Source organism: Dorea sp. Marseille-P4042 (assembly GCF_900290215.1).
Lineage (GTDB): Bacteria > Bacillota > Clostridia > Lachnospirales > Lachnospiraceae > Dorea > Dorea formicigenerans.
Window position 1 is genome coordinate 1,401,143 of the sequence record NZ_OLMI01000002.1, and the last position, 23,247, is coordinate 1,424,389.

The 23,247-nt window shown below is 42.3% G+C and carries 20 protein-coding genes, 1 pseudogene and 1 other annotated feature; of the genes and pseudogenes, 1 reads left to right on the top strand and 20 read right to left on the bottom strand.

The genetic code is table 11. The features are described from left to right. Positions 1–421 precede the first annotated feature (421 nt). The 9 genes from rpoC to C7E02_RS12555 form a co-directional block, all read right to left on the bottom strand. On the bottom strand, positions 422–4,096 hold the full coding sequence (gene rpoC / locus C7E02_RS12520; RefSeq protein ID WP_022278959.1) for a DNA-directed RNA polymerase subunit beta': 3,675 nt from the start codon (positions 4,094–4,096) through the stop codon (positions 422–424). Between the two features lie 14 nt (positions 4,097–4,110). After that, the gene (gene rpoB, locus C7E02_RS12525) at positions 4,111–7,983 is read right to left on the bottom strand and encodes a DNA-directed RNA polymerase subunit beta (protein ID WP_005338542.1); all 3,873 of its coding nucleotides are present in this window, start codon (positions 7,981–7,983) and stop codon (positions 4,111–4,113) included. A 311-nt stretch (positions 7,984–8,294) separates the two neighbouring features. Then, positions 8,295–8,465 carry a hypothetical protein gene (locus C7E02_RS19220; protein WP_158683033.1) on the bottom strand — a complete coding sequence of 57 codons (171 nt, stop codon included), beginning with the start codon at positions 8,463–8,465 and terminating at the stop codon, positions 8,295–8,297. A 9-nt stretch (positions 8,466–8,474) separates the two neighbouring features. Beyond that, a complete protein-coding gene (locus C7E02_RS12530; RefSeq protein ID WP_105309716.1) occupies positions 8,475–9,776 on the bottom strand; it encodes a glycine/betaine/sarcosine/D-proline family reductase selenoprotein B in 1,302 nt (433 codons plus the stop codon). 10 nt (positions 9,777–9,786) lie between these two features. Beyond that, complete coding sequence (locus C7E02_RS12535) at positions 9,787–11,073, bottom strand: glycine/sarcosine/betaine reductase component B subunit (protein ID WP_105309717.1); 1,287 nt, start codon at positions 11,071–11,073, stop codon at positions 9,787–9,789. A gap of 24 nt (positions 11,074–11,097) precedes the next feature. After that, the gene (locus C7E02_RS12540) at positions 11,098–11,487 is read right to left on the bottom strand and encodes a GrdX family protein (RefSeq protein WP_105309718.1); all 390 of its coding nucleotides are present in this window, start codon (positions 11,485–11,487) and stop codon (positions 11,098–11,100) included. A 27-nt stretch (positions 11,488–11,514) separates the two neighbouring features. Then, positions 11,515–12,531, bottom strand: a complete 1,017-nt coding sequence (gene dctP, locus C7E02_RS12545) for a TRAP transporter substrate-binding protein DctP (RefSeq protein ID WP_105309719.1) — start codon at positions 12,529–12,531, stop codon at positions 11,515–11,517. A gap of 14 nt (positions 12,532–12,545) precedes the next feature. Further along, the gene (locus tag C7E02_RS12550) at positions 12,546–13,862 is read right to left on the bottom strand and encodes a TRAP transporter large permease (protein WP_105309720.1); all 1,317 of its coding nucleotides are present in this window, start codon (positions 13,860–13,862) and stop codon (positions 12,546–12,548) included. A 5-nt stretch (positions 13,863–13,867) separates the two neighbouring features. Further along, complete coding sequence (locus tag C7E02_RS12555) at positions 13,868–14,398, bottom strand: TRAP transporter small permease (protein ID WP_105309721.1); 531 nt, start codon at positions 14,396–14,398, stop codon at positions 13,868–13,870. Positions 14,399–14,735: 337 nt separating this feature from the next. Here C7E02_RS12555 and argH point away from each other — a divergent pair, with 337 nt between their 5' ends. Next, the gene (gene argH, locus C7E02_RS12560; protein ID WP_105309722.1) at positions 14,736–16,466 is read left to right on the top strand and encodes an argininosuccinate lyase; all 1,731 of its coding nucleotides are present in this window, start codon (positions 14,736–14,738) and stop codon (positions 16,464–16,466) included. A gap of 127 nt (positions 16,467–16,593) precedes the next feature. On the opposite strand, the gene C7E02_RS12565 is transcribed toward argH, so the two are convergent. The 11 genes and pseudogenes from C7E02_RS12565 to rpmG all read right to left on the bottom strand — a co-directional run bounded on the left by C7E02_RS12565 (position 16,594) and on the right by rpmG (position 23,063). Further along, positions 16,594–17,607 (bottom strand): LacI family DNA-binding transcriptional regulator, encoded by a 1,014-nt coding sequence (locus C7E02_RS12565; RefSeq protein WP_105309723.1) that lies wholly within the window; start codon positions 17,605–17,607, stop codon positions 16,594–16,596. 19 nt (positions 17,608–17,626) lie between these two features. Further along, positions 17,627–17,902: pseudogene (locus C7E02_RS12570) on the bottom strand (substrate-binding domain-containing protein); the annotation flags it as partial. Positions 17,903–18,011: 109 nt separating this feature from the next. Then, on the bottom strand, positions 18,012–18,131 hold the full coding sequence (locus C7E02_RS20490; protein WP_081472130.1) for an RbsD/FucU domain-containing protein: 120 nt from the start codon (positions 18,129–18,131) through the stop codon (positions 18,012–18,014). A gap of 87 nt (positions 18,132–18,218) precedes the next feature. After that, positions 18,219–19,103, bottom strand: coding sequence for a ribokinase (gene rbsK, locus C7E02_RS12580; RefSeq protein WP_005338548.1), 885 nt, complete (start codon positions 19,101–19,103; stop codon positions 18,219–18,221). A gap of 383 nt (positions 19,104–19,486) precedes the next feature. Next, positions 19,487–19,861: a 50S ribosomal protein L7/L12 gene (gene rplL, locus C7E02_RS12585; RefSeq protein ID WP_005338550.1), complete on the bottom strand. Its 375-nt coding sequence runs from the start codon at positions 19,859–19,861 to the stop codon at positions 19,487–19,489. 89 nt (positions 19,862–19,950) lie between these two features. Next, a complete protein-coding gene (gene rplJ, locus C7E02_RS12590; protein ID WP_005338552.1) occupies positions 19,951–20,487 on the bottom strand; it encodes a 50S ribosomal protein L10 in 537 nt (178 codons plus the stop codon). Positions 20,488–20,532: 45 nt separating this feature from the next. Further along, positions 20,533–20,679 (bottom strand) — a sequence feature (ribosomal protein L10 leader region). 135 nt (positions 20,680–20,814) lie between these two features. Next, a complete protein-coding gene (rplA, locus tag C7E02_RS12595) occupies positions 20,815–21,507 on the bottom strand; it encodes a 50S ribosomal protein L1 (RefSeq protein WP_005338554.1) in 693 nt (230 codons plus the stop codon). A 147-nt stretch (positions 21,508–21,654) separates the two neighbouring features. Beyond that, positions 21,655–22,080 (bottom strand): 50S ribosomal protein L11, encoded by a 426-nt coding sequence (gene rplK / locus C7E02_RS12600; protein WP_005338556.1) that lies wholly within the window; start codon positions 22,078–22,080, stop codon positions 21,655–21,657. Positions 22,081–22,142: 62 nt separating this feature from the next. Beyond that, positions 22,143–22,658 (bottom strand): transcription termination/antitermination protein NusG, encoded by a 516-nt coding sequence (gene nusG / locus C7E02_RS12605; protein WP_005332091.1) that lies wholly within the window; start codon positions 22,656–22,658, stop codon positions 22,143–22,145. 27 nt (positions 22,659–22,685) lie between these two features. Next, positions 22,686–22,892 (bottom strand): preprotein translocase subunit SecE, encoded by a 207-nt coding sequence (gene secE, locus C7E02_RS12610; protein WP_005338558.1) that lies wholly within the window; start codon positions 22,890–22,892, stop codon positions 22,686–22,688. Positions 22,893–22,913: 21 nt separating this feature from the next. Further along, on the bottom strand, positions 22,914–23,063 hold the full coding sequence (rpmG, locus tag C7E02_RS12615; protein WP_005332089.1) for a 50S ribosomal protein L33: 150 nt from the start codon (positions 23,061–23,063) through the stop codon (positions 22,914–22,916). Positions 23,064–23,247 lie beyond the last annotated feature (184 nt).

Genomic DNA, 23,247 nt, shown 5'->3' on the forward strand with positions numbered 1-23,247 from the left:
CCTCGCACGATTTGAAACTGATTATCATTTCCATCATTCATTATATTGTTAATGATAATCATTGTCAATAATGTTTTATCAAAAAGTTTGCCTTGACTATCTTTTTTATGTTTTCTATTAATCTTTCACGCTTCATTCCTATTTTTTTGTGCATAATTGCACTTCAGGCTGCTCCAGCAAGGGCAGCCTAAAGGTATTATCAAGGTATCTTTTTGTCATATGCTTGGCAAGAACAAAGAATGTGCCTGGGCACATTCTAGCGCCTGCGGTGGTCGCTTGCGACATCTTCAGTATACGCCGCAGTGCGCATCCTGCCGGAGGCTTTTTGTATAATAGGAAATGCAATTTCCTATTATACAAAAAAAGTACCACCGCACAAATCCGTGCGGCGGTACTTTCATTCAAAACTCTTACGCAAGTCTTATTCTTCTGTTGTAAGTTTAATTTCTTCTAACAAATCGTCATCTGAAAAATCTGTATCCAGAATATCTAAATCGTCATCATCATCTAATCCTTCTTCAAAGAACAGATCGTCATCCATAGATAACTCACTATTCAGTCTGATATCACGATACTTTCTCATACCTGTACCAGCCGGGATATGTTTTCCGATGATTACGTTCTCTTTCAGACCTACCAGTGGATCGATCTTTCCTTTGATTGCTGCCTCTGTCAGAACCTTTGTTGTCTCCTGGAAAGAAGCGGCTGACAGGAAGGAATTGGTTGCAAGAGAAGCCTTCGTAATACCCATGATGATCGGCTCTCCGATTGCAGGCTCTTTTCCTTCTGCCTCCAGTACCTCATTCACATCCTCGAACTCAAGTCTGTCTACATTTGTTCCCGGAAGGAACTCTGTATCTCCAGACTCCTCGATACGGATTTTCTTAAGCATCTGGCGAACGATAACCTCGATATGCTTATCGTTGATCTCAACACCCTGCAGACGGTAAACTCTCTGTACCTCCTGGATCATGTAATCCTGAACTGCACGGATGCCTTTAATTCTTAAGATATCATGCGGATTGATACTACCTTCAGTCAGCTCATCACCGGCCTCAAGTTCTGCTCCGTCTGCTACCTTAATACGTGATCCATAAGGAATCAGATATGCTTTTGATTCACCTGTCTCATGATTTGTTACGATAATCTCACGTTTTTTCTTCGTGTCGTTCAAATTCGCAGTTCCTGCAATCTCTGTGATGATCGCAAGTCCCTTAGGCTTTCTTGCCTCAAAAAGCTCCTCGACACGAGGAAGTCCCTGTGTGATATCTCCACCGGCAACTCCACCATTATGGAATGTTCTCATTGTAAGCTGTGTACCAGGCTCTCCGATTGACTGAGCAGCAATAATTCCGACAGCCTCTCCAACCTGTACCGGCTCACCTGTTGCCATGTTGGCTCCATAACATTTTGCACATACGCCACTGTGTGAGCGACATGTAAGGATTGTACGGATCTTAATCTGTGTTAATGGTTCTCCGTTCTCATTTACACCCTTCTTGCAGATCAGTTCTGCACGTTTTGGTGTTACCATATGGTTCTTCTTAACAAGAACATTGCCATCTTTATCTACAATGTCATAGCACAGGTAACGTCCTGTAATACGCTCCTGAAGACTTTCGATTTCTTCTTTTCCATCCATGAATGCTTTTACAAAGATTCCAGGAATCGGTGCATCTTTCTTTGCACAGTCTACTTCATGAATGATCAGCTCCTGAGATACGTCAACAAGACGTCTTGTCAGATATCCTGAATCGGCTGTACGAAGAGCTGTATCAGACATACCTTTACGTGCTCCATGGGCAGACATGAAATACTCCAGTACGTCAAGTCCTTCACGGAAGTTTGAAGTGATAGGCAGCTCGATTGTATGACCAGTTGTATCAGCCATCAATCCACGCATACCTGCAAGCTGTTTAATCTGTTTGTCAGATCCACGGGCTCCGGAATCAGCCATCATGAAGATGTTATTGTATTTATCAAGACCAGAAAGCAGTGCCTCTGTCAGTTTGTCGTCAGTTGCCTTCCATGTCTCTACAACTTCTTTGTAACGCTCCTCCTCTGTGATGAGACCACGTTTGAAGTTCTTAGTGATGCGGTCTACAGTATCCTGTGCCTGCTGGATCATCTGTGGTTTCTGTGGAGGTACCGTCATATCGGAAATAGATACGGTCATGGCAGCTCTTGTAGAATATTTATATCCAATTGCTTTTACAGCATCCAGAACTTCTGCTGTTGCAGTTGCTCCGTGTGTATTGATAACTTTCTCAAGGATCTGCTTTAACTGTTTCTTTCCTACGTGGAAATCAATCTCCAGAAGGAGTTTGTTCTCCTCTTTTTCACGATCAACGAATCCAAGATCCTGTGGGATGATCTCGTTGAAAATGAAACGTCCAAGTGTAGACTCTACAATACCTGTCAATTCTTCTCCACCTGGCATTGTCTTTGTCACACGTACTTTAATCTTAGAGTGAAGTGTGATTGCCTGGTTCTCATAAGCAAGGATTGCTTCATTTACACTCTTGAAGATCTTACCTTCTCCTGCTGCACCTGGTCTTTCCTGAGTCAGATAGTAAATACCAAGTACCATATCCTGTGAAGGAACGGCTACCGGACCACCATCAGATGGTTTCAGGAGGTTGTTTGGTGAGAGCAGTAAGAATCTACACTCAGCCTGTGCTTCTACGGAAAGCGGAAGATGGACAGCCATCTGGTCTCCATCGAAGTCGGCGTTAAACGCTGTACAAACAAGTGGATGAAGCTTGATAGCCTTACCTTCTACAAGGATCGGCTCAAATGCCTGAATACCAAGTCTGTGCAGTGTAGGTGCACGGTTCAACATAACCGGATGCTCTTTGATGACATCCTCAAGGACGTCCCAAACCTCTGGCTGAAGTCTCTCAACCATCTTTTTAGCATTTTTAATGTTGTGTGCAGTTCCGTTCTGAACAAGCTCTTTCATAACAAATGGCTTGAACAGCTCAATTGCCATCTCTTTCGGCAGACCACACTGATAAATCTTAAGTTCCGGTCCTACGACGATAACGGAACGTCCAGAGTAGTCAACACGCTTACCAAGCAGGTTCTGACGGAAACGTCCGGATTTACCTTTCAGCATATCGGACAGAGATTTCAGCGCACGGTTTCCAGGTCCTGTTACCGGACGTCCGCGACGGCCGTTGTCGATCAGGGCATCTACCGCTTCCTGAAGCATTCTCTTTTCATTTCTTACGATAATATCTGGAGCGCCTAACTCAAGAAGGCGTTTCAGACGGTTATTTCTATTGATAATTCTTCTGTACAGATCATTCAGGTCAGATGTTGCAAAACGTCCACCATCAAGCTGTACCATTGGACGAAGATCTGGCGGGATAACCGGAACATTTGTCATGATCATCCATTCCGGTTTGTTTCCAGACTCACGGAAAGCTTCTACAACTTCCAGACGTTTTACGATTCTTGCACGTTTCTGTCCGGTAGCGCCTTTGAGGCCTTCTGTCAGCTCTTCGTATTCTTTTTCAAGGTCGATTGCCTGAAGAAGCTCTAAGATAGATTCAGCTCCCATTCCAACACGGAAACCTTTTCCCCAGGATTCTCTTGCTTCCTGATACTCCTGCTCAGACAGAACCTGCTTATACTGCAGGTCTGTCTCGCCTTTATCAAGTACGATATAAGAAGCAAAATATAATACTTTCTCCAGTGTTCTTGGAGATAAGTCAAGGATCAATCCCATACGGCTCGGGATTCCTTTAAAGTACCAGATATGAGATACCGGGGCTGCCAGGGCAATATGTCCCATACGTTCACGACGTACACTTGCCTTAGTAACCTCTACACCACAACGGTCACAAACAACACCTTTATAACGGATTTTTTTGTATTTACCGCAGTGACACTCCCAGTCTTTGCTTGGTCCAAAAATTCTTTCACAGAACAGACCATCTCTCTCTGGTTTTAAGGTTCTATAGTTAATAGTCTCAGGCTTTGTTACTTCGCCTTTTGACCACTCCAGAATCTTTTCAGGTGATGCCAACCCGATTTTGATTGCATCAAAAGTCATTGGCTGATATGATTGTTCTTTACTATTTTCTGGCATACAGGCACCCCTTTCTATTCATCATCTGACATGTCATCATAGTCATCAAAACTATCGTCGTCATAATCTGAATCGTAATCGTCTTCGTCCTCTTCCAGTTCCTCATTTACAAGTTCCTCTCCCTGGAACTCCTGAGTTGTATAACCGTGTTTGCCGAAGTCTTCCTCATCACGACGATATTTTCCATCTCCTTCGATCAGTGAGCGGAAGCTGGTCTCTCCCATATCGGAAGTTTCCATAATCTCCACCTCTGTATTGTCATCACGAAGTACACGAACATCCAGTCCGAGAGACTGAAGCTCTTTCAGAAGTACTTTGAATGACTCCGGAATACCTGGTTCCGGAATGTTCTCGCCCTTGATGATCGCCTCGTATGTCTTCACACGGCCGATTACATCGTCAGACTTCACAGTCAGGATCTCCTGCAGTGTGTAAGATGCGCCATAAGCCTCAAGAGCCCATACCTCCATCTCTCCAAAACGCTGTCCACCAAACTGTGCTTTACCACCTAATGGCTGCTGTGTTACCAGTGAGTAAGGACCTGTTGAACGTGCATGAATCTTATCATCAACCAGGTGATGCAGTTTCAGATAATGCATGTGTCCGATTGTTACCGGACTGTCAAAATACTCTCCTGTTCTTCCGTCACGAAGACGAACTTTACCATCTCGTGAAATCGGAACACCTTTCCAGAGTTTTCTGTGATCTCTGTTCTCATACAGATAATCCAGAACTTCCGGAAGCAGCTCTTCTTTATGTTTCTTTTCAAACTCTTCCCAGCTTAAGTTGACATAGTCATTTGCCAGATCAAGAGTATCCATAATATCTATCTCGTTCGCACCATCAAATACAGGTGTAGAAATGTTGAATCCAAGTGCTTTCGCTGCCAGAGACAGGTGAATCTCAAGGACCTGTCCGATATTCATACGTGAAGGCACACCCAGCGGGTTCAACACGATATCAAGCGGACGGCCATTTGGCAGGAACGGCATATCTTCTACTGGAAGTACACGGGAAACGACACCCTTGTTACCATGACGTCCGGCCATCTTATCACCAACAGAGATTTTTCTCTTTTGAGCGATATAGATACGAACAGACTGGTTCACTCCCGGTGACATCTCGTCGCCGTTGCTTCTTGTAAATACCTTGGCATCTACTACGATACCGTACTCACCATGAGGTACTTTCAGAGATGTATCTCTGACCTCACGTGCTTTCTCACCGAAGATTGCACGAAGCAGTCTCTCCTCGGCTGTCAGCTCTGTCTCTCCCTTAGGAGTAACTTTACCAACAAGAATATCTCCGGCACGGACCTCAGCACCGACGCGGATAATTCCTCTGTCATCCAGATTCTTAAGCGCATCATCACCGACACCCGGGATATCACGAGTGATTTCCTCTGGTCCAAGCTTGGTGTCACGGGCTTCTGCCTCATATTCCTCAATATGGATAGATGTATATACATCATCCTGAACAAGTCTCTCACTTAAGAGAACCGCATCCTCGTAGTTGTAACCTTCCCAGGTCATGAATCCGATCAACGGGTTCTTTCCTAATGCAAGCTCACCATTAGATGTAGACGGACCGTCAGCGATCACATCGCCTTTCTCCACTCTGTCACCCTTGAATACAATTGCTCTTTGATTGTAGCAGTTGCTCTGGTTGCTTCGAAGGAATTTTGTAAGTTTATATTTTTTCAGTTTTCCATCATCCTGGCGGATCTGGATTTCTGCTGATGTTGAACGCTCAACAACTCCTGCTTCCTCAGCGACTACACATACTCCTGAGTCAACAGCAGCTTTTTCTTCCATACCTGTTCCGACTACCGGTGCCTCTGTCATAAGAAGCGGTACTGCCTGACGCTGCATGTTGGATCCCATCAGCGCACGGTTAGCATCGTCATTCTGAAGGAATGGAATCAAAGCTGTAGCAACAGAGAATACCATCTTAGGAGATACGTCCATATAGTCAAATGCTTTTCTCTCATAAGCCTGAGTCTCTTCACGGTAACGACCGGATACGTTCTTATGAACAAAATGTCCTTCCTCATCCAGTGTCTCGTTGGCCTGTGCTACATGATAGTTATCCTCTTCATCCGCTGTCATATAAACAACTTCGTCTGTTACACGCGGATTCTCCGGATCGGAGTGGTCAATCTTACGATATGGAGCTTCAATAAATCCATACTCGTTAATTCTTGCATAACTTGCCAGTGAGTTGATCAGACCGATGTTAGGTCCCTCAGGCGTCTCGATAGGACACATTCTTCCATAGTGGGAATAATGTACATCTCGAACCTCGAATCCGGCACGGTCTCTTGAAAGACCACCAGGTCCTAAGGCAGACAGACGTCTCTTGTGAGTCAGCTCACCAAGCGGGTTGTTCTGATCCATGAACTGTGACAGCTGAGAAGATCCGAAGAATTCTTTTACCGCTGCAGTTACTGGCTTTATGTTGATCAGGGACTGTGGCGAAATTCCTTCCAGATCCTGAGTTGTCATTCTCTCTCTTACGACTCTTTCCATTCTGGACAGACCGATTCTGTACTGGTTCTGAAGAAGTTCTCCTACCGCACGGATACGTCTGTTACCCAAGTGGTCGATATCGTCATCATTACCAAGACCATACTCCAGATGCATATTGTAGTTAATAGAAGCCATGATATCTTCTTTTGTAATATGCTTCGGAATCAGATCATGGATATCTCTCTTGATAGCCGCTTTCAGCTCATCGATATCTCCTGCTGTTTCCTCAAGGAGATTTGCAAGTACCGGATAGTAAACAAGTTCTGTTACACCGACCTCTTCCGGATCAATGTCAACAACTTCCTTCAGATCTACCATCATATTAGAAAGAACTTTGACATTTCTCTCTTCTTCCGGTCTGTCGATCCATACATACGGAACAGCTCCGTTCTGGATCCGATCTGCAATTTCTCTTGTCACCTTTGTTCCAGCCTCAGCGATTACCTCGCCTGTAATCGGGCTTACTGCATCCTCCGCAAGAACATGTCCTGAAATACGGTTCTTGAGAAGAAGCTTTTTATTGAATTTATAACGTCCTACTTTCGCCAGATCATAACGTCTTGGGTCGAAGAACATACTTGTGATTAAACTTTCTGCACTGTCAACGGCAAGTGGCTCACCCGGACGGATCTTCTTATATAATTCAAGAAGTCCTTCCTGATAGTTTGTTGCAGCATCTTTCTCAAAACTTGCCATAATCTTCGGTTCTTCACCAAAGAGTTCAATGATCTCCGGATTTGTACCGATTCCAAGAGCACGAATAAGTACTGTGATCGGCACCTTTCTTGTTCTATCTACTCTAACATAAAAAACGTCATTGGAATCTGTCTCATACTCCAGCCATGCACCACGGTTCGGAATGACAGTAGAGGAATAAAGCTTTTTACCCAGCTTATCATGTGCAATTGCATAATAAATACCAGGGGAACGTACCAGCTGACTTACGATTACACGCTCCGCACCATTAATTACAAATGTACCAGTACGTGTCATCAGCGGCAGATCTCCCATAAAGATCTCATGCTCGTTAATCTCATCCGTCTCCTTATTATGAAGTCTTACTCTGACTTTCAGCGGTGCTGCATAAGTTGCATCACGATCTCTACACTCATCAATGCTGTATTTCACATCATCTTCACACAGTGTGAAATCAACAAGCTCCAGGCTTAATTTACCGCTATAATCTGTAATTGGGGAAATATCTTCAAATGCTTCCTTCAATCCTGACTTAAGGAACCAATCATAAGAATCCTTCTGCACTTCAATCAGGTTCGGCATCTGAAGAACTTCTTTTTGTCTGGAATAACTCATTCGTGAGCTTTTTCCGCTTTTCATGGGACGAATTCTGTTCTTTTCCATATTGACGTTTCACTCTCCTCTTATTTTTTTTGTGGTCCGCAAAATGCCCTGTTATCGCTAAAACGACGAAAAAGAGCTTTGTGACTCAGTTTTTCGTGCAATATCATGGCATAACTTTCCACAATAGCGCATTTTTTACTATAGCACAAAGCCCTTTTTATTGTCAAGAGCAAAATCATATTTTTCCATATTATTTTCAATTGTACACTATTTTCCCCTAAAATGCAAACCCTCAGTTTAAAAGTTTAAATAAAAATGGAAAAGGGGGCGTTTAAACTTTTACTTCTGAGGGTTTGTTTTTATATCAATATTTATCGATTTTTACTTTCCTGCCATGGTTTAAAAATCCGATCCAGCAGGAAGAATACAATTCCGATTCCAGCTGTAACAGGAATCCACCATATATCCATATTCTTTTCCGCCGCTATCCACGAGATTGCAATAAAGAAAAATGCAATTGGGAAAAATGTCTTTTTAATCATACGAATCACCTACTCAAACACTGTCTGTTCTTCAATCGTGGTCTTCAGAGAATCAAGCGCTTTCTGAACCATTTTCTTTCTTACTGTAAATTCTTCGTCTGCCGGCAATTCTGGATTTCCAGTCGGATACGGAATTCCGGTAGCCGGAATAATTCTGTTTGCACCTACTGCTTCCGAAATTGGAACAATTGAACAAATATGTGCCGTTGGGATTCCAAGACTCTCCAATGTCTTCGCCATCGTTGCACCGCAACGAGTACAGGTTCCTCAATTGGAAGTCAGGATTGCTGCTGACACCTCGTTCTTTTTCATATCAGCCGCAATTTCCTCTGCAAATTTCTTGGCACTACTTACTGCTGTTGTATTTCCTACTGTCGAATACAATTTGCCAAATACTTCGCCGATTCCGCCTTCTTTTTCAATAGCCCGAAGTGCATCAAGCGGAACAACTCTGTCCGGATCTTCCGTTGCATATACCGGATCATAACCACCATGAACTGTCATAAACTTATCTCCGGTAAGATCTGTAAGTTCCGCAATATCATATATTCCAAACTTATCTGGGTTTGCAGATGCAATATGGTCCGGGTTTCCCTTTGGCACAATTCCTCCAGATGTTACAAGCGCAATCTTTGCATGTTTTAAATCTGCCACTGCCGGGGCCGGATGTACTTTATTAAATACAGGCATCGGCAACTCTGTTGTAAATGGTTCACCTTTCAGTTTTGCAATCATCATATCTACCGCACGAACTGCTCCTGTCTTTTCTGTGTGAACATTTACTCGAAAGCCCCGAGGAATATATCCTTCTTCCTCTGGGAATCCAATTTCTTCACCGGTCAGCATCTTTCTCGCAAGCTTTACCATAACAGGAATAACTTTTCTCATACCTGCTGCCGAAATCGGAGTTTCTACTATATATACTGTCTTATGGAACATTTCTGCTCCCGGGTTTTCCGGATAAAGACCGGTAAGTACCGGAATTTTATATTTTGCAGCCACTGCATCACAAATTGTTCCACACGCTAACCCATAACGGCCTGCATTAAATCCAGGACCGGCAACAAACAGATCCGGTGTCTTTTCTTCTACTACTTTTAATATCTCTTCCAGAGCTTCATCCTGATGATCCGCGAAATAATTATCACCACAAACGATTGTTGCGACAACCTCGCCAATATCTTTCAGTGCCTCCTGCATTACAACAGCTGGTCCGACACTTCCTTCTTTTACGATCGGCGTCTGGTCTGCCGCCTCTTCTCCACCAATCTGTCCGTAAAATTGATTTACATAATAAACGATTTTCTTCATGTCGCACCTCCTATCTTAATTTTGTCATCATATGTTCATATCCCATTTCACAACAGGATCCCATAATTGCCGCGATTTCTACTGACACTGTTCCATCTGCATTGATACTCTCAGAATTTCCACCGGTAATGATTCTTACATTTTCCTGGTTTCCTATTACTTTATCCATCTTCGGCAAAGTAACAAACTGATTACCATTTCCATTCGTTACAACTGCATCGGCTTCAGGTGTCACATCCGCAAGTCCCTGAGAAGACCCATCTCTTCCGCAATACTCATCTGTAACAAGAACTGTCTTAATTCCCTTGCGTTCATGAAATTTGCAGTTGAGCATCAAATCCGTCTCTGGATTTCCTCCTCCTTCTTCACTTACAATAACTCCATCTACTCCCAGAAGTTCTGACAGATTACTTGTATAATAGGCTGCCCGCTTCTTTTCATTTAACATTGCACTTTCATTACTCAAAAGCACTCCTACAAAACAAATATCCTTTCCATGTCTACGAAGAAGATCTAACACAATCGGATTATTCTCATGATGGATTGTTGCATTCTTATGTCCCGGTGCCGCACAATTTCCACTCACAATTGCACCGTCTAGAATTTCAAGCGGATCAATCATGGTCGAAAGAATGCCTTTTACATTTAATCCATAAACATAAGTATCGTGCATCAACCCCTGGCACTGAACCATATCCACATAGGCAACCTTTGGAAGATTCGGATATTTTACACCCATTTCCAGTATGGACTCATGCTCAAATGTTTCCGTCTCATCTGGTTCAAGATTTAATGTCTGCTTTGCCATATAGGCTGCTGTTTTAAGTCCTGCAATTCGTACTGTTGCCTCATGTACATGTTTGTGAAGATCTGGTACCGGTGTAATCAGTGGCACCAAAATGTTCATTTTTGAAAAGCTGTTAAAATCAGCTCCCGGTCCGGACATGTCTATAATCCCTTCCTGGAATGCTACAATCTGTCCGGAAGTTGCCACACAGCAAGTTTCAAGTACATTTGTTTCTCCATTGCCTACAGTCTCAACACTTCCAACATATCCTGGAAATACCTGTCCAGTTCCACTTTGTTTGTAACGCGGCTGGATTACATCTTTAATCGGAATAATTCTTACCGATTCTCCAGGTCTTGCGATATCAAAATCCACAGCTGCGATATTGCTGTCTTCCATCAGATATTCTGCCAGTTCTCTTTTACATATATAGAGTACTCCGTCTTTATAACTGCTCTCATCTACAAACTGAATATCTTTGACATAAAATTTATTCAACGTCAGTTTCATATTGCTTCCTCCCAATCTTCTTTCTTAAGCTCCAGCGATTTCCAATGCCCGTTCCGTAATAGACAAGTCAATCAACTGAAAATCATTTTTTGCTTTGTCATCCCACCTTTGATAAATTGGAATCTCCCGAATCTCATACAATCTTTCCGCATAGGCAATGGCTTGTTCAATCAAAATTTGGGATTCCGCATCCACACAGCCTCTGCTTTTTGATAAAAAAACCGTTTTATACGGAGTAATATCCGGCCGCACACTACTTGTCAGCGGGTGGCTAAGCAGGCGGTAACCTTTGGCGGTCTCACCGGCAACCATCTGAAATAATTTCAGAACATCCACATCATAATATTCATTTTCTGCATAATTTTTTTCTACGACCGCCGGATTATTTGTAATGATTCGAAAGGATTCCAACATGTCCGCTCCTCCTGTTCCAAAATATTTTTATTTTGTAAGATTCTGTACCATATCAACTGCTTCCTGTCCATAAAGCTCTGTCAGCTTCGGCCATACTTCTTTCTGACATCTCTCATAGAAAGCATCTAACTCTTCATCTGTAAAATTAATGATCTGAACACCATAATCTTCCAGCTTCTGTTCATATTCTTCTGTCTGGGTCGGCGCTTCTTTCCATCTTTCGTCTTCCAGATGATTTGCTGCTGTCTGTAATACTTCCTGCTGTTTTTTAGACATTTCATTCCATTTATCCATATTAATGTAGAGATACCATACTTCAAAATGGTCATTATACGGAAGATAATACTTTGCCACATCCCTGTAACTGCTATAATAGCCTTCAGCACCAGAACCAATCATTCCATCGATAACACCTGTCTGCAACGATGTAAAACAATCATTCAACGCCATTGGTGTTGCAATATATCCAAGCATTGTTGTTACAAGCTCAGGTCCTTTCATTGTCTGGCATCGAACTTTGATTCCCTGATTTTTCATAGATGCCGGATCATCAACTTCTTTATTCATGATAGCGCCTCCAAAATAAAGCGGATATACGGATAGCAGCTTTATATTCTGATCTGCCAGATGCTCTGCGATCGTAGCTGTGAATTCACTGTCTCTATTAAAAATCTTATAAGCATCATCCCAGTTGGAACAAATATACGGTGCACTTGTGATTCCAAGATATTTATCCACACTTGTTCCAAGTGTCGCAAACTGCATTTCCACATCTCCGATACTTACCAGTTCTTGTACTGTTGTGTAATCTCCAAGCTGTGCTGCCGGGTATACCCAGACTTCCAGAGAATCATCTGCTGCATTTACTTCATCCGCAAATTTATTAATATCCACATCTGCGACGGAACCTTCTGCACGGTAATGGCTCAGTTTTAAGAAGAAATTCTGCTCACCATTCTGATTTGTCTTGTTTCCACACGCTGCCAGTCCCGCTGTCATTACAAGAACTAACGAAATTGCAATTAACCGTTTTCTCATTTTCATCTGAAGCACCTCCTCTAAACACTGAATCCGCACATTCTAGGAATTGCAAGTGCAAGATCCGGAATATATGTTGTAAGAAATACAACCGGCACATAACCAAGAATTAAAAATGTCATAGTCGGTTTTAAGATTTCATGAAATTCCGCTTTTCCTATTCGCATTCCAAGGTAAAGAATACTTGCATATGGTGGTGTAACTCCTCCCATTGCCAGGTTTACGCCCATGATTGCCGCAAAATGTACCGGGCTGACTCCAAGCTGTGTCATGACTGGCATCAGAAGCGGTGCACAAATCAGGACTCCTGTTGTATCGTTTACAATCATTCCAACGAGGAAAAGGAAAATATCAATAATAAAAAGTAACAGATATTTGTTTGTTGTAATTCCCATCAGAAGGTCGAGCACCAGTGACGGCACTCTGTAAATAGTAAATACACGGCTAAGCATCAGACAACATACAATCATGACCATGATAGAACCAATTGTACTGGATGCTTCTTTTGTCATCTGAAGGAATCCTTTAATTGTACAGGCTTTATATACCCAGATTCCTACAGGAATCGCGTAAATTGCACTTACCGCTGCCGCTTCAGTTGCTGTGAATACACCACCATAAATACCACCAAGGATAATCAATGGCATAATCAGTGCCGGAATCGCCTTAAATGTCTTGGAACCTACATTTTTCAGATATTCATCGACTGGCTTTTTCTCCAGTACTTTTAAATCAAACTTTTTGCTCCAGATTACATGTATTACGATAAATAACGCCGTAATCAAAAGTCCAGGTCCTAATGTAGAAAGAAAACATGCAAGAATTGATGTCTCTGTAACCCATCCGAACATAATCATGACTACACTTGGCGGGATCAGAAGTCCAAGTACGGAAGATACTGTAACAAGTGCTGTCGCATAACCTCTTTCATATCCCTGTTCTTCCATTCTAGGAATCATGATAGGACCAGTTGCTGCAACTCCTGTAAATCCACTACCAGAAATCGCTCCCATAACTGCGCATACAACAATTGCTACTGTTCCAAGTCCGGATTTGATATGTCCGATAAATGAATCCGCACAATCTAGAAGCCGCTTGGCTATACCACTGCCGCCCATATACGTTCCGGCTAGAATAAATAGCGGGCTGGCAAGAAGAACAGTTCCGGTTGACTGGGAGAACACCCACACAAGCATTGTTTTCATGGATACATTTCCAAATGCACTTAAGAACATCAGCGCTCCCAAGAAACATACCGGAAGAGGAATACTCATCATAAGCAAAAATACAAGAAGTATTATATCCAGTAAAATAATAAGCAAAGCATTTTCCATCATAATCGCTACACCTCCTTCGTTCCTTCCACTTTTTTGTTATATGCTTTCAAATCTTTTGTAACCTGAATCACATCACGGATTGCATAAATCAGCATCAGCACAAAACCAACTGTCATTGCCAGGTTCGCGAAGAACATTGGTGCATATGTAATATCTGCCACTTTCCAAGTCGTCAGTGAATAATAAAAATAATAGAAAGACCAATAAGTAATCCATGCAAGTATTACTACGCAGATGATTCGTTTTACAAGGTTAAATATAAGCATTGAATGTTCTTTTTTAATATAAAGAGTTAAAATTCCACATTCAATATGGCTTTTTTCATAAGAAGCATTGGCTCCACCGAGCATATACAGCCAGATGATTGGAAATACCATAACTTCTTCTACTCCCATCAAAGATGATTTAAAAACATAACGCATAACAACTTCATAGCCGATCATAGCAAGAAGCAACAGCGCCATCACGATCGATAAACCATATTGGAAATTCACAAAGTATTTTGCAATCTTTGCAATTCCTTTTTTCTCATCCATAAACTACCTCCTTCATCCTTTATTGCCATGTTACTTTTGAAATGCATTTCATCATTCTTAAGATACGAATATAGTACATTTTTCTATTTATCATGTCAATATTCGCAGTCTTTTTATAGATTTTCTATATTATTTTTTCATTTCCCCTTTATTTTCAGGCCTTTTTAAGATTTTTATATTTTGTTAATTATCTAAATCATCATTTAACAATAACGATTTTTTCACAATAAGCGCGCTTGCATTTGAATTTACTCAAAATAAGTACTATAATCAATTATGAAAAAAAACATAATCTTTGTAAAAATTTGATATTCTTTATATTTTCGGGAGGTTTTAAGTGAAAAACAGTATACAAAATCCAGAAAAAGGAATCGCACTGTATTATCAGGTCGAAAACTCGATTCGCAAAAAAATAGAAAACGGTGAATGGAAAGTCGGTCAGAAACTTCCGACAGAGCCAGAGCTCTGTCAGTTTTTCGGCGTCAGCCGCACAACCATCCGTCAGGCAGTCGACAGCCTTGTCTCTGCCGGTCTATTGGCAAAAAAACAGGGCTCCGGTACATACGTTACCCAAGCCACAACAGCCAGAAACCACTTAAATTTTCAACCAAGCAATATTGTCTGCCAATACATTTATTCTCCATTCCTGCAAAGCGATATGGAGCATTGTTACAAAAATCTTCTTCTGACCAATATCGCCCACATTACCATGCTGCACAAACAGAGACTTCTTACCAAAGATGAGGCCCGTTCTCTTTTGCAGTTCATCATTCCGCTTATGGAGATGCACCCACAGACAATCGGATATAATCCAGTAAATGAAGATTATCTATTAAATTTCGAAGAATATATTACTCGTAATCTCAGTGCAGAATTAAACGGCAAAATGCAAGTAGCACGTAGCCGCAACGACATGACTCCTACCATTCTTCGTATGAGTATCCGTGATGAGCTTCTTATACTCCTTGATCGTCTGCTTTATTTTATGCAACAGTTAAGAACTCTTGCCGAACAAAACCAAGGAAAAATATTTACCGGCTATACCCACTGCATGCCAGCCCAGCCCATTACACTGGATTTTTATTTTCTTGCCATAGCAGAAGCAGTAGACCGAGATTTTAATCGAATTCTTTCTGCCTATCCAACATTGAACCAATCTCCTCTTGGTTCCTGTGCACTGGCTGGAACTTCATTTTCTATCGACCGCGAATATACCGCTTCACTTCTTGGATTTGATGGTATTATCGTCAATGCCCTGGATGCAGTTGCATCCAGAGATTACTTACTAGAGCTTGCCTCCCATTTTTCTACTCTGGGTTCAACACTTTCACGGTTTGCACAGGACCTTTATACCTGGTCATCCGCAGAATGCAGCTACCTCTCCATCTCTGATGCCTATTCCTGTTGTAGCAGCATTATGCCCCAAAAGAAAAATGCATTGTCTTTGGAACACATCCGAAGCAAAACATCTCATCTGACCAGCTCATATATGGATATACTTATGTGTTTAAAAGGCACCTCTTTCAGTCACTCTCGCGATCTGTTTGAATGCATGACACCATACTGGCAGATGACAAATGAATTAAGGGGAATTTTAGAACTATTTATTGGGACATTGGACAACATAACATTCCACTATGACCGCATGGAAGTTTTTACTGCACACAACGATTCTGTCCTTACTGACATTGCTGATTTTCTTGTTCAGAAAGATCACATTTCTTTCCGAAGCGCACACAACATCATTTCTAACATTTCTAAAAGCCGTAACGGAATTGCAGATGCTCCGATCAGCCTACGTATTTTGAACAATGCAAGTATAAAAATTTCCGGCAAAAAGACTTCCCTTACCCATGAGGAACTGATGAAACTTCAGTCTCCAATCGTATCTATCCAACGAAAACAAAGCTCCGGTTCACCATCATCCCAGGCATGTCAGACAATGCTGCAATCTGCACAGATTGCTTTACAAAAGGATACCGACCAGTTAAACACAATCCGAACATCATTGCGCGCTTCCAGAAATTACCGTCAAGAGCAGATTAATCAAATTTTAAGCATAGATTAAATTCAAAAATTTGTCAGTGAAACATACTTTGTGTATTCGGTCAGAACCTTTTTTGTTATATAATTGACATTAAAAAAGTGAGCATCGGGTTTTCCCTGTACTCACTTCTTTTCTATAATCTCTTGTGTTACCTTTCTCTACTCTCATGCGAACATTTTCTATTGTTTTTTGTTGTCTCCCGCTCGATAAGCTTCACGTCAAATACATTTTTCTTCTCGTAAGATTCCCCATTCACAGCTTTGAGAATAATCTCCGCCGCCAAGTGTCCCATCTCCCGGATCGGCTGATGTATAGTCGTCAGCTCTGGAATAAATAATTCGCCGAACCCGACATCATCGAATCCTACAAGCTGAACTTCCTGCGGTATTTTCTTTCCGTGTCTTGTGAACACCTTATATACCGACATTGCTACAATATCATTTCCCGCAACTACCCCGTCAACTTCCGGATACTTCTTAAGAATCTCTTCTGCTGCCCGAAGTCCACTCTCATAATTATAACGACAGTCCACACTCTGTTCTTTAAGATTATATTTTTTACACACATCCAGATAACCTTCGTATCGTCTGCGCCCGCTGGAATAACCGGTCGGCTCTTTCATACAGACAATATTCTTGCTGCCACATTTCACCAGATGCTCTGCTGCCAGACAGCCGCCTTTGTAGTTGTCCGCCTCAATTAATGCATTTTCTTTAAATCCATCAAGCTTGCGGTCAACAAGGACGACCGGTATCGGACAGTCCGCCAACACTTTCCCTGTCTCTGCGCAGTTCGTCATCACAACGATTCCATCTGCCCGGAGCTGATTGAACATCTGAATGTTTACAGCCTCCTTCTCTTCGTCTCCACCCGAACTGCAAAGAAGAATCCGGTATCCGTTCTGATATGCTGTATCTTCCACCGCTTTCGCAAGCTCACTAAAAAACGGGTTTTCAATATCCGGCACGATCATCCCGATCATCTTCGATGACTTCTTATACAAAGCTCTCGCCAGTTCATTTGGCTGAAATCCTGTGTCCTTAATCGCTGCCTCCACGCGTTTTTTCTTCTCTTCATTTACGTTGGCCGTCCCATTCATCACACGGGACACTGTCGCAGGTGACACCCCTGCAAGCTTTGCCACTTCTCTTATGCTAGTCAATGATTCGTTCCCCTTAGTCTTACTTTGTAATTAATTCTACCTCGACTGGGATCTCTTTGTCTACTGTTTCTCCATTTAAAATCTTCTGAGCGGTCTCAACTGCTGTTGCACCCATAAGGTCCGGTTTCTGTGCTACAGTAGCTGCCATTTTTCCAGCTTTGACCGCTGCCTGGGCATCATCTGTCGCATCAAATCCGACTACGACAATCTTTCTGCTTCCGATTGCCTCTACAGCCCCAAGTGCCATCTCATCATTGTGCGCAAATACACCCTGAATTCCAGAATCAGCCTGGACAGTGCTGACATACATCCTGAGATTGCATAAGTAATCAGTTTTGTGCGGTTAACATTGATACCATTTTTCATTGCCTACTGTGGACTCTTATTTTGAGTTTCTCTTCCATCTATAATGATCTTTCCAGAAATCTCGGCTGTCCAAATTTCAGTGCAAGATCAATTCTCTCTGTCTCGTCCGAGATTGGAAGTCCGCAGTCCTCGATACAGATTCGGACTGTGTGCCCCATATAAGAAAGCACTCTTGAAATAGCACTATTTAAATACCATGTCTTTTCATGTCTATGTCTATATCTCCTGTCATATTTTATGGATATTTACTTCATTTCCTTTTCAACTTCTTCTGCTGTCGGCATTCCTGTCTGTGCACCGAATTTTTCCGTGGAAAGGCTTGCCGCTACATTCGCATAAGTAAGAGCACTCTTCATATCATCACCTGCTGCAATTCTTACAGAAAATGCCCCATTCAGTGTATCTCCTGCTCCTGTCGTATCCACCACATTTGCCTTTCTTGCAGGTACTGTCAGTACTTCTCCATTTTTCAGGCATGTAGACACTCCTCGGGATCCCTGTGTAATCACAAGCTTCTCCGGATACTTCTTCAAAAGATTTTCTGTACTCAACTCGTCTCCAAAAATCAGCACTGCTTCATGCTCATTTGGTGTCACGTATGTAACTTTGTCGATGATATCCATCGGCACTTCTGCTGCCGGTGCCGGATTCAGTACGACTGGAATATTTTTTTCGTAACAAAACTCTGCGATATAATGAACTGTCTCAAGCGGAATCTCATGCTGAAGAACTACCATGTCATATTTCACCAGTTCGTCTTTGATTCCATCCACATAAGCCTTGTCAACTTTCCCATTTGCTCCCGGAACAACAATAATTGTATTGTCACTCTCACCAACTGTAATCATCGCAATTCCTGTCGGCACGCCTTCCAGAACCTGGATATGCTCTGTCTTTACGCCAACACGATTCAGATTGTCCAACATTCTGCGTCCATTGTCATCATTACCAACGCAGCCGAACATCTCGACTTCAGCACCAAGCTTTGCCATCGCAACTGCCTGATTCGCACCTTTTCCACCCGGGATATAACTCAAACTGTCGCCCATCAATGTCTCACCTTTAAGTGGAATTCTCTCTGCTGTTACAGTCATGTCTGTGTTAATACTTCCTACAACTGCCAGTTTCATAACTCTTTCTCTCCTTTTCCTATCATTTTTTATTCTCGTATCTCGCTTGTTCTCTTCTATACGTTTTGAAACGTAGTTCTGAAACCCGTTTCATTAATTTACATTATAGTAACAAAAAATGCCGCCGTCAATTACATTTGGTAATTTCAGCGGTATTGCATATTTTCTGCAAAATGTTATTATGCAGCTTGCATAAGTTTCTTTATTATTTTTTCTCTTGAGATGATTTTATATACTCTTCCACTTCAAAATCAAGAATGCCTCGGCGTTTTTGTTTCCCTAAATTGCACTAAAAAAGGTCCACCGGACCTTTTTGTCGTATGCTTGACAACAGAAAAAGACCGCCCCTCTTGGAACGGCCTTTAAAAATCTGAAATTTGAAATTATTTAAGGTTAACCTCTGCACCCTCAGCCTCAAGTTTAGCTTTGATGTCCTCAGCCTCTGCTTTGGAAGCACCCTCTTTAACTACCTTTGGAGCTCCGTCTACTAACTCTTTAGCTTCTTTCAGTCCAAGACCTGTGATCTCACGAACTGCTTTGATAACTTTAACTTTAGCTGCACCAGCGGATACAAGCTCTACGTCGAACTCATCTTTCTCCTCTGCTGCTCCACCCTCTGCTCCAGCTGCTGCTACTACAACACCTGCTGCTGCGGATACGCCAAATTCTTCTTCACAAGCTTTTACAAGATCATTTAACTCTAATACAGATAACTCTTTGATAGCATCGATAAATTCTGCTGTTGTTAACTTTGCCATTTTATTTTCCTCCATTTTTAACATTTTTATTATGAAATAGTTTTATGTCCGTCTCTGCGAGATCAGACAGGGGCGAGTATTATCTACTCTTACTCCTCTGTTGCAGCTTCTTCTGCTGCTGGAGCTGCTTCACAAGCCTCAGCTCCACCCTGCTCTGCGATCTGATTAAGTACACGAGCAAGATTTGTGATAGGTGACTGTAAGCTTCCAAGCAATTTGGAAATAAGTACGTCTCTTGATGGAATCTTAGCTAACTCGTTAAGAGCGTTCACATCATAAAGAGTGCCTTCTACAACACCTGCTTTTAACTCAAGAGCCTTAGCATCTTTTGCGAAATTGCAAATGATTCTTGCCGGAGCTGTTGCATCGTCTTTAGAAATTGCGATAGCGCTTGGTCCTTCCAAGTGCTCATCTAAAGCAGCGAAATCAGTTCCTTCAAAAGCTCTCTTCATCATTGTGTTCTTACAAACTTTGTAGATTACACCTGCTTCTCTGAGCTGTTTACGAAGAGCTGTGTCCTCAGCAACAGTCAGTCCACGGTAGTCAACTAATACAACACTTGCTGCATCTTTGATGTCCTCTGCAATAGCCTGTACTACTGGTTGTTTTAATTCAACTTTTGCCACGAATGGTGCACCTCCTTATTAGATTTTGGGTTATACACCGCCGATAGATATAAAATAAAACCTCTATATCCTAAGACAATAGAGGTTTGCAAATCATACATTTTGTATCGATCATCCCTCGGTAGGCGTCCTTGTATTCTGTCCTTACGTGCATCGCACACCTACTGTCTTCGGCAGTCCTTGAATAGATTATCATACACTCTTGCGTTTGTCAACTATTTTTTCGTATTAAATATCCTTTTTTGGTTATTTTTTCACACCAAAAAAGCTCCCCAGAAAGATTTCTCTTTCTGGGGAGTCCATATTTCTGTATGAATTCAGAAATGCTTATGCCAGCTTCATTGGGTTGATCTTTACACCAGGTCCCATTGTAGAAGTAAGAGTTACAGTCTTAAGGTACTGTCCTTTTACTGCTGCCGGTTTAGCTTTATTGATTGCATCGATCAGCGTCTGGAAGTTGTCTGCAAGCTGCTCTTCGGTAAAGGAAGCTTTACCTACTGGTACATGGATAATGTTTGTCTTGTCAAGTCTGTACTCAATCTTACCAGCTTTGATATCCTGGATTGCTTTTGTAACGTCCATTGTTACTGTACCAGCCTTCGGGTTAGGCATGAGACCTTTAGGTCCAAGTACACGTCCGAGACGTCCAACAACGCCCATCATATCTGGTGTAGCTACAACTACGTCGAATTCGAACCAGTTCTCGTTCTGGATCTTTGGAATGAGCTCGTCTCCGCCTACGAAATCTGCTCCAGCTGCTTTAGCTTCCTCAGCTTTAGCGTCTTTAGCAAATACAAGGATACGAACCTTTTTGCCTGTTCCGTGTGGCAGTACAACTGCTCCACGAATCTGCTGGTCAGCGTGACGTCCGTCACAACCTGTTCTGATATGAGCCTCGATTGTCTCATCAAATTTTGCTACTGCAGTTTTTTTAACCAATGCTACTGCGTCTGCTACATCATAGAGTGTTCCTCTGTCGATAGCTTTTGCAGCCTCAACGTATTTCTTTCCTCTTTTCATTATAAATAACCTCCTAGTGGTAATGTCGGGATAACCCTCCCACATCCATTTACTTCAGTTTCATCATTATCAAGGAAATTCTTTTCGTCAGGTTCGTCCGCGCGCACACCGCGCTTGGCCTCGCCCGTCTTAAAGAACAACCAGGGACTAGTCTACTACAGTTACTCCCATAGAACGGCATGTTCCAGCGATCATGCTGGCTGCTGCCTCTACAGTTGCTGCGTTCAGGTCTGGCATTTTTGTCTTAGCGATCTCCTCTACCTGAGCTTTTGTGATTGTAGCAACTTTATTCTTATTCGGAACACCAGATCCTGATTTGATGTTGCATGCTTTCTTGATCAGAACTGCTGCCGGTGGTGTCTTTGTGATGAAGCTAAAGCTTCTATCGTTGTAAACTGTGATAACTACAGGGATGATCATATCTCCCTGATCTGCTGTCTTAGCGTTGAACTGCTTTGTGAATTCAACGATGTTTACACCGTGCTGTCCAAGAGCTGGTCCAACCGGTGGTGCCGGAGTTGCTTTGCCGGCAGGAATCTGTAATTTAATATAACCTTCTACTTTTTTTGCCATTTCAATTACCTCCTTGTGGTAATGGCGGAACCATACGGCCCCTCCCACGTTTCGTATTTACGTTACACTCGTTTAATTTCTGCGAAACTAATTTCAACCGGTGTTTCGCGACCGAACAGCTCAACATTGATTGTAACACTCTGCTTCTGCGCGTTCATAGCCTGGATCACTCCGACTGTATCTGCCCACGCACCGGCAACAACCTGTACGGTGTCACCGACTTCAAAGTCTACTACAATGTTGTCCTGCTGAATTCCAAGTGGTGCCATCTCTGCATCTGTAAGCGGTACCGGCTTAGATCCCGGACCTACAAATCCTGTCACACCTCTTGTGTTACGCACAACATACCAGGTATCATCATTCATAATCATATGAATCAATACATATCCCGGAAACATCTTCTTCTGAGATACCTTCTGCACTCCGTTCTTAAGTTCAACAACGTCCTGCAGCGGAACTCTGACTTCAAGGATCTGATCCTCCAGATGTCTGTTCTCAACCGACTTATCAATGTTGGCTTTTACTTTGTTCTCATACCCGGAATAGGTATGAACTACATACCATTTTGCTTCTGACATAAACTCACCTTTCCTGCTCGTTAGTGTCTAGCCCAGATTGACCAGAATGTCAATTCCATGCTGAGCCAGGAAATCAACTAATGCGATGATTGCTCCCAGCACTACGGATACGGAAACTACTGCCGCCGTCTCTTTTACAAGTGTCTGCTTGTCTGGCCAAATGATTTTCTTAAACTCTGCGTCAAGACCTTTGAACCAGTTCTTCTTCTGAGTCTTTTGAGATTTCTCACTCATGACGTACACACTCCTTTACGACTATTTTGTCTCCTTATGCAATGTGTGTGACTTACAGAACTTGCAGTACTTCTTAGTCTCCATGCGCTCAGGATGAGTTTTCTTATCCTTAGTCATGTTGTAGTTACGCTGCTTGCATTCTGTACATTCTAATGTGATTCTTGTACGCACAACTTCCACCTCGCTTTATATTTCTTTGTTAACTTGTTGCTTGGTAGCTTGCGAGGCTACCTAGTTTTTAGGCATAAAAAAAAGACCTACTTCCATTCGCTAGGATAGTGTACCATACTGCGAGATAAAAAGCAAGCCTTTTTTCTTTTGACATTTCGTACCCGTTAAATAAAAAAGTAAATTC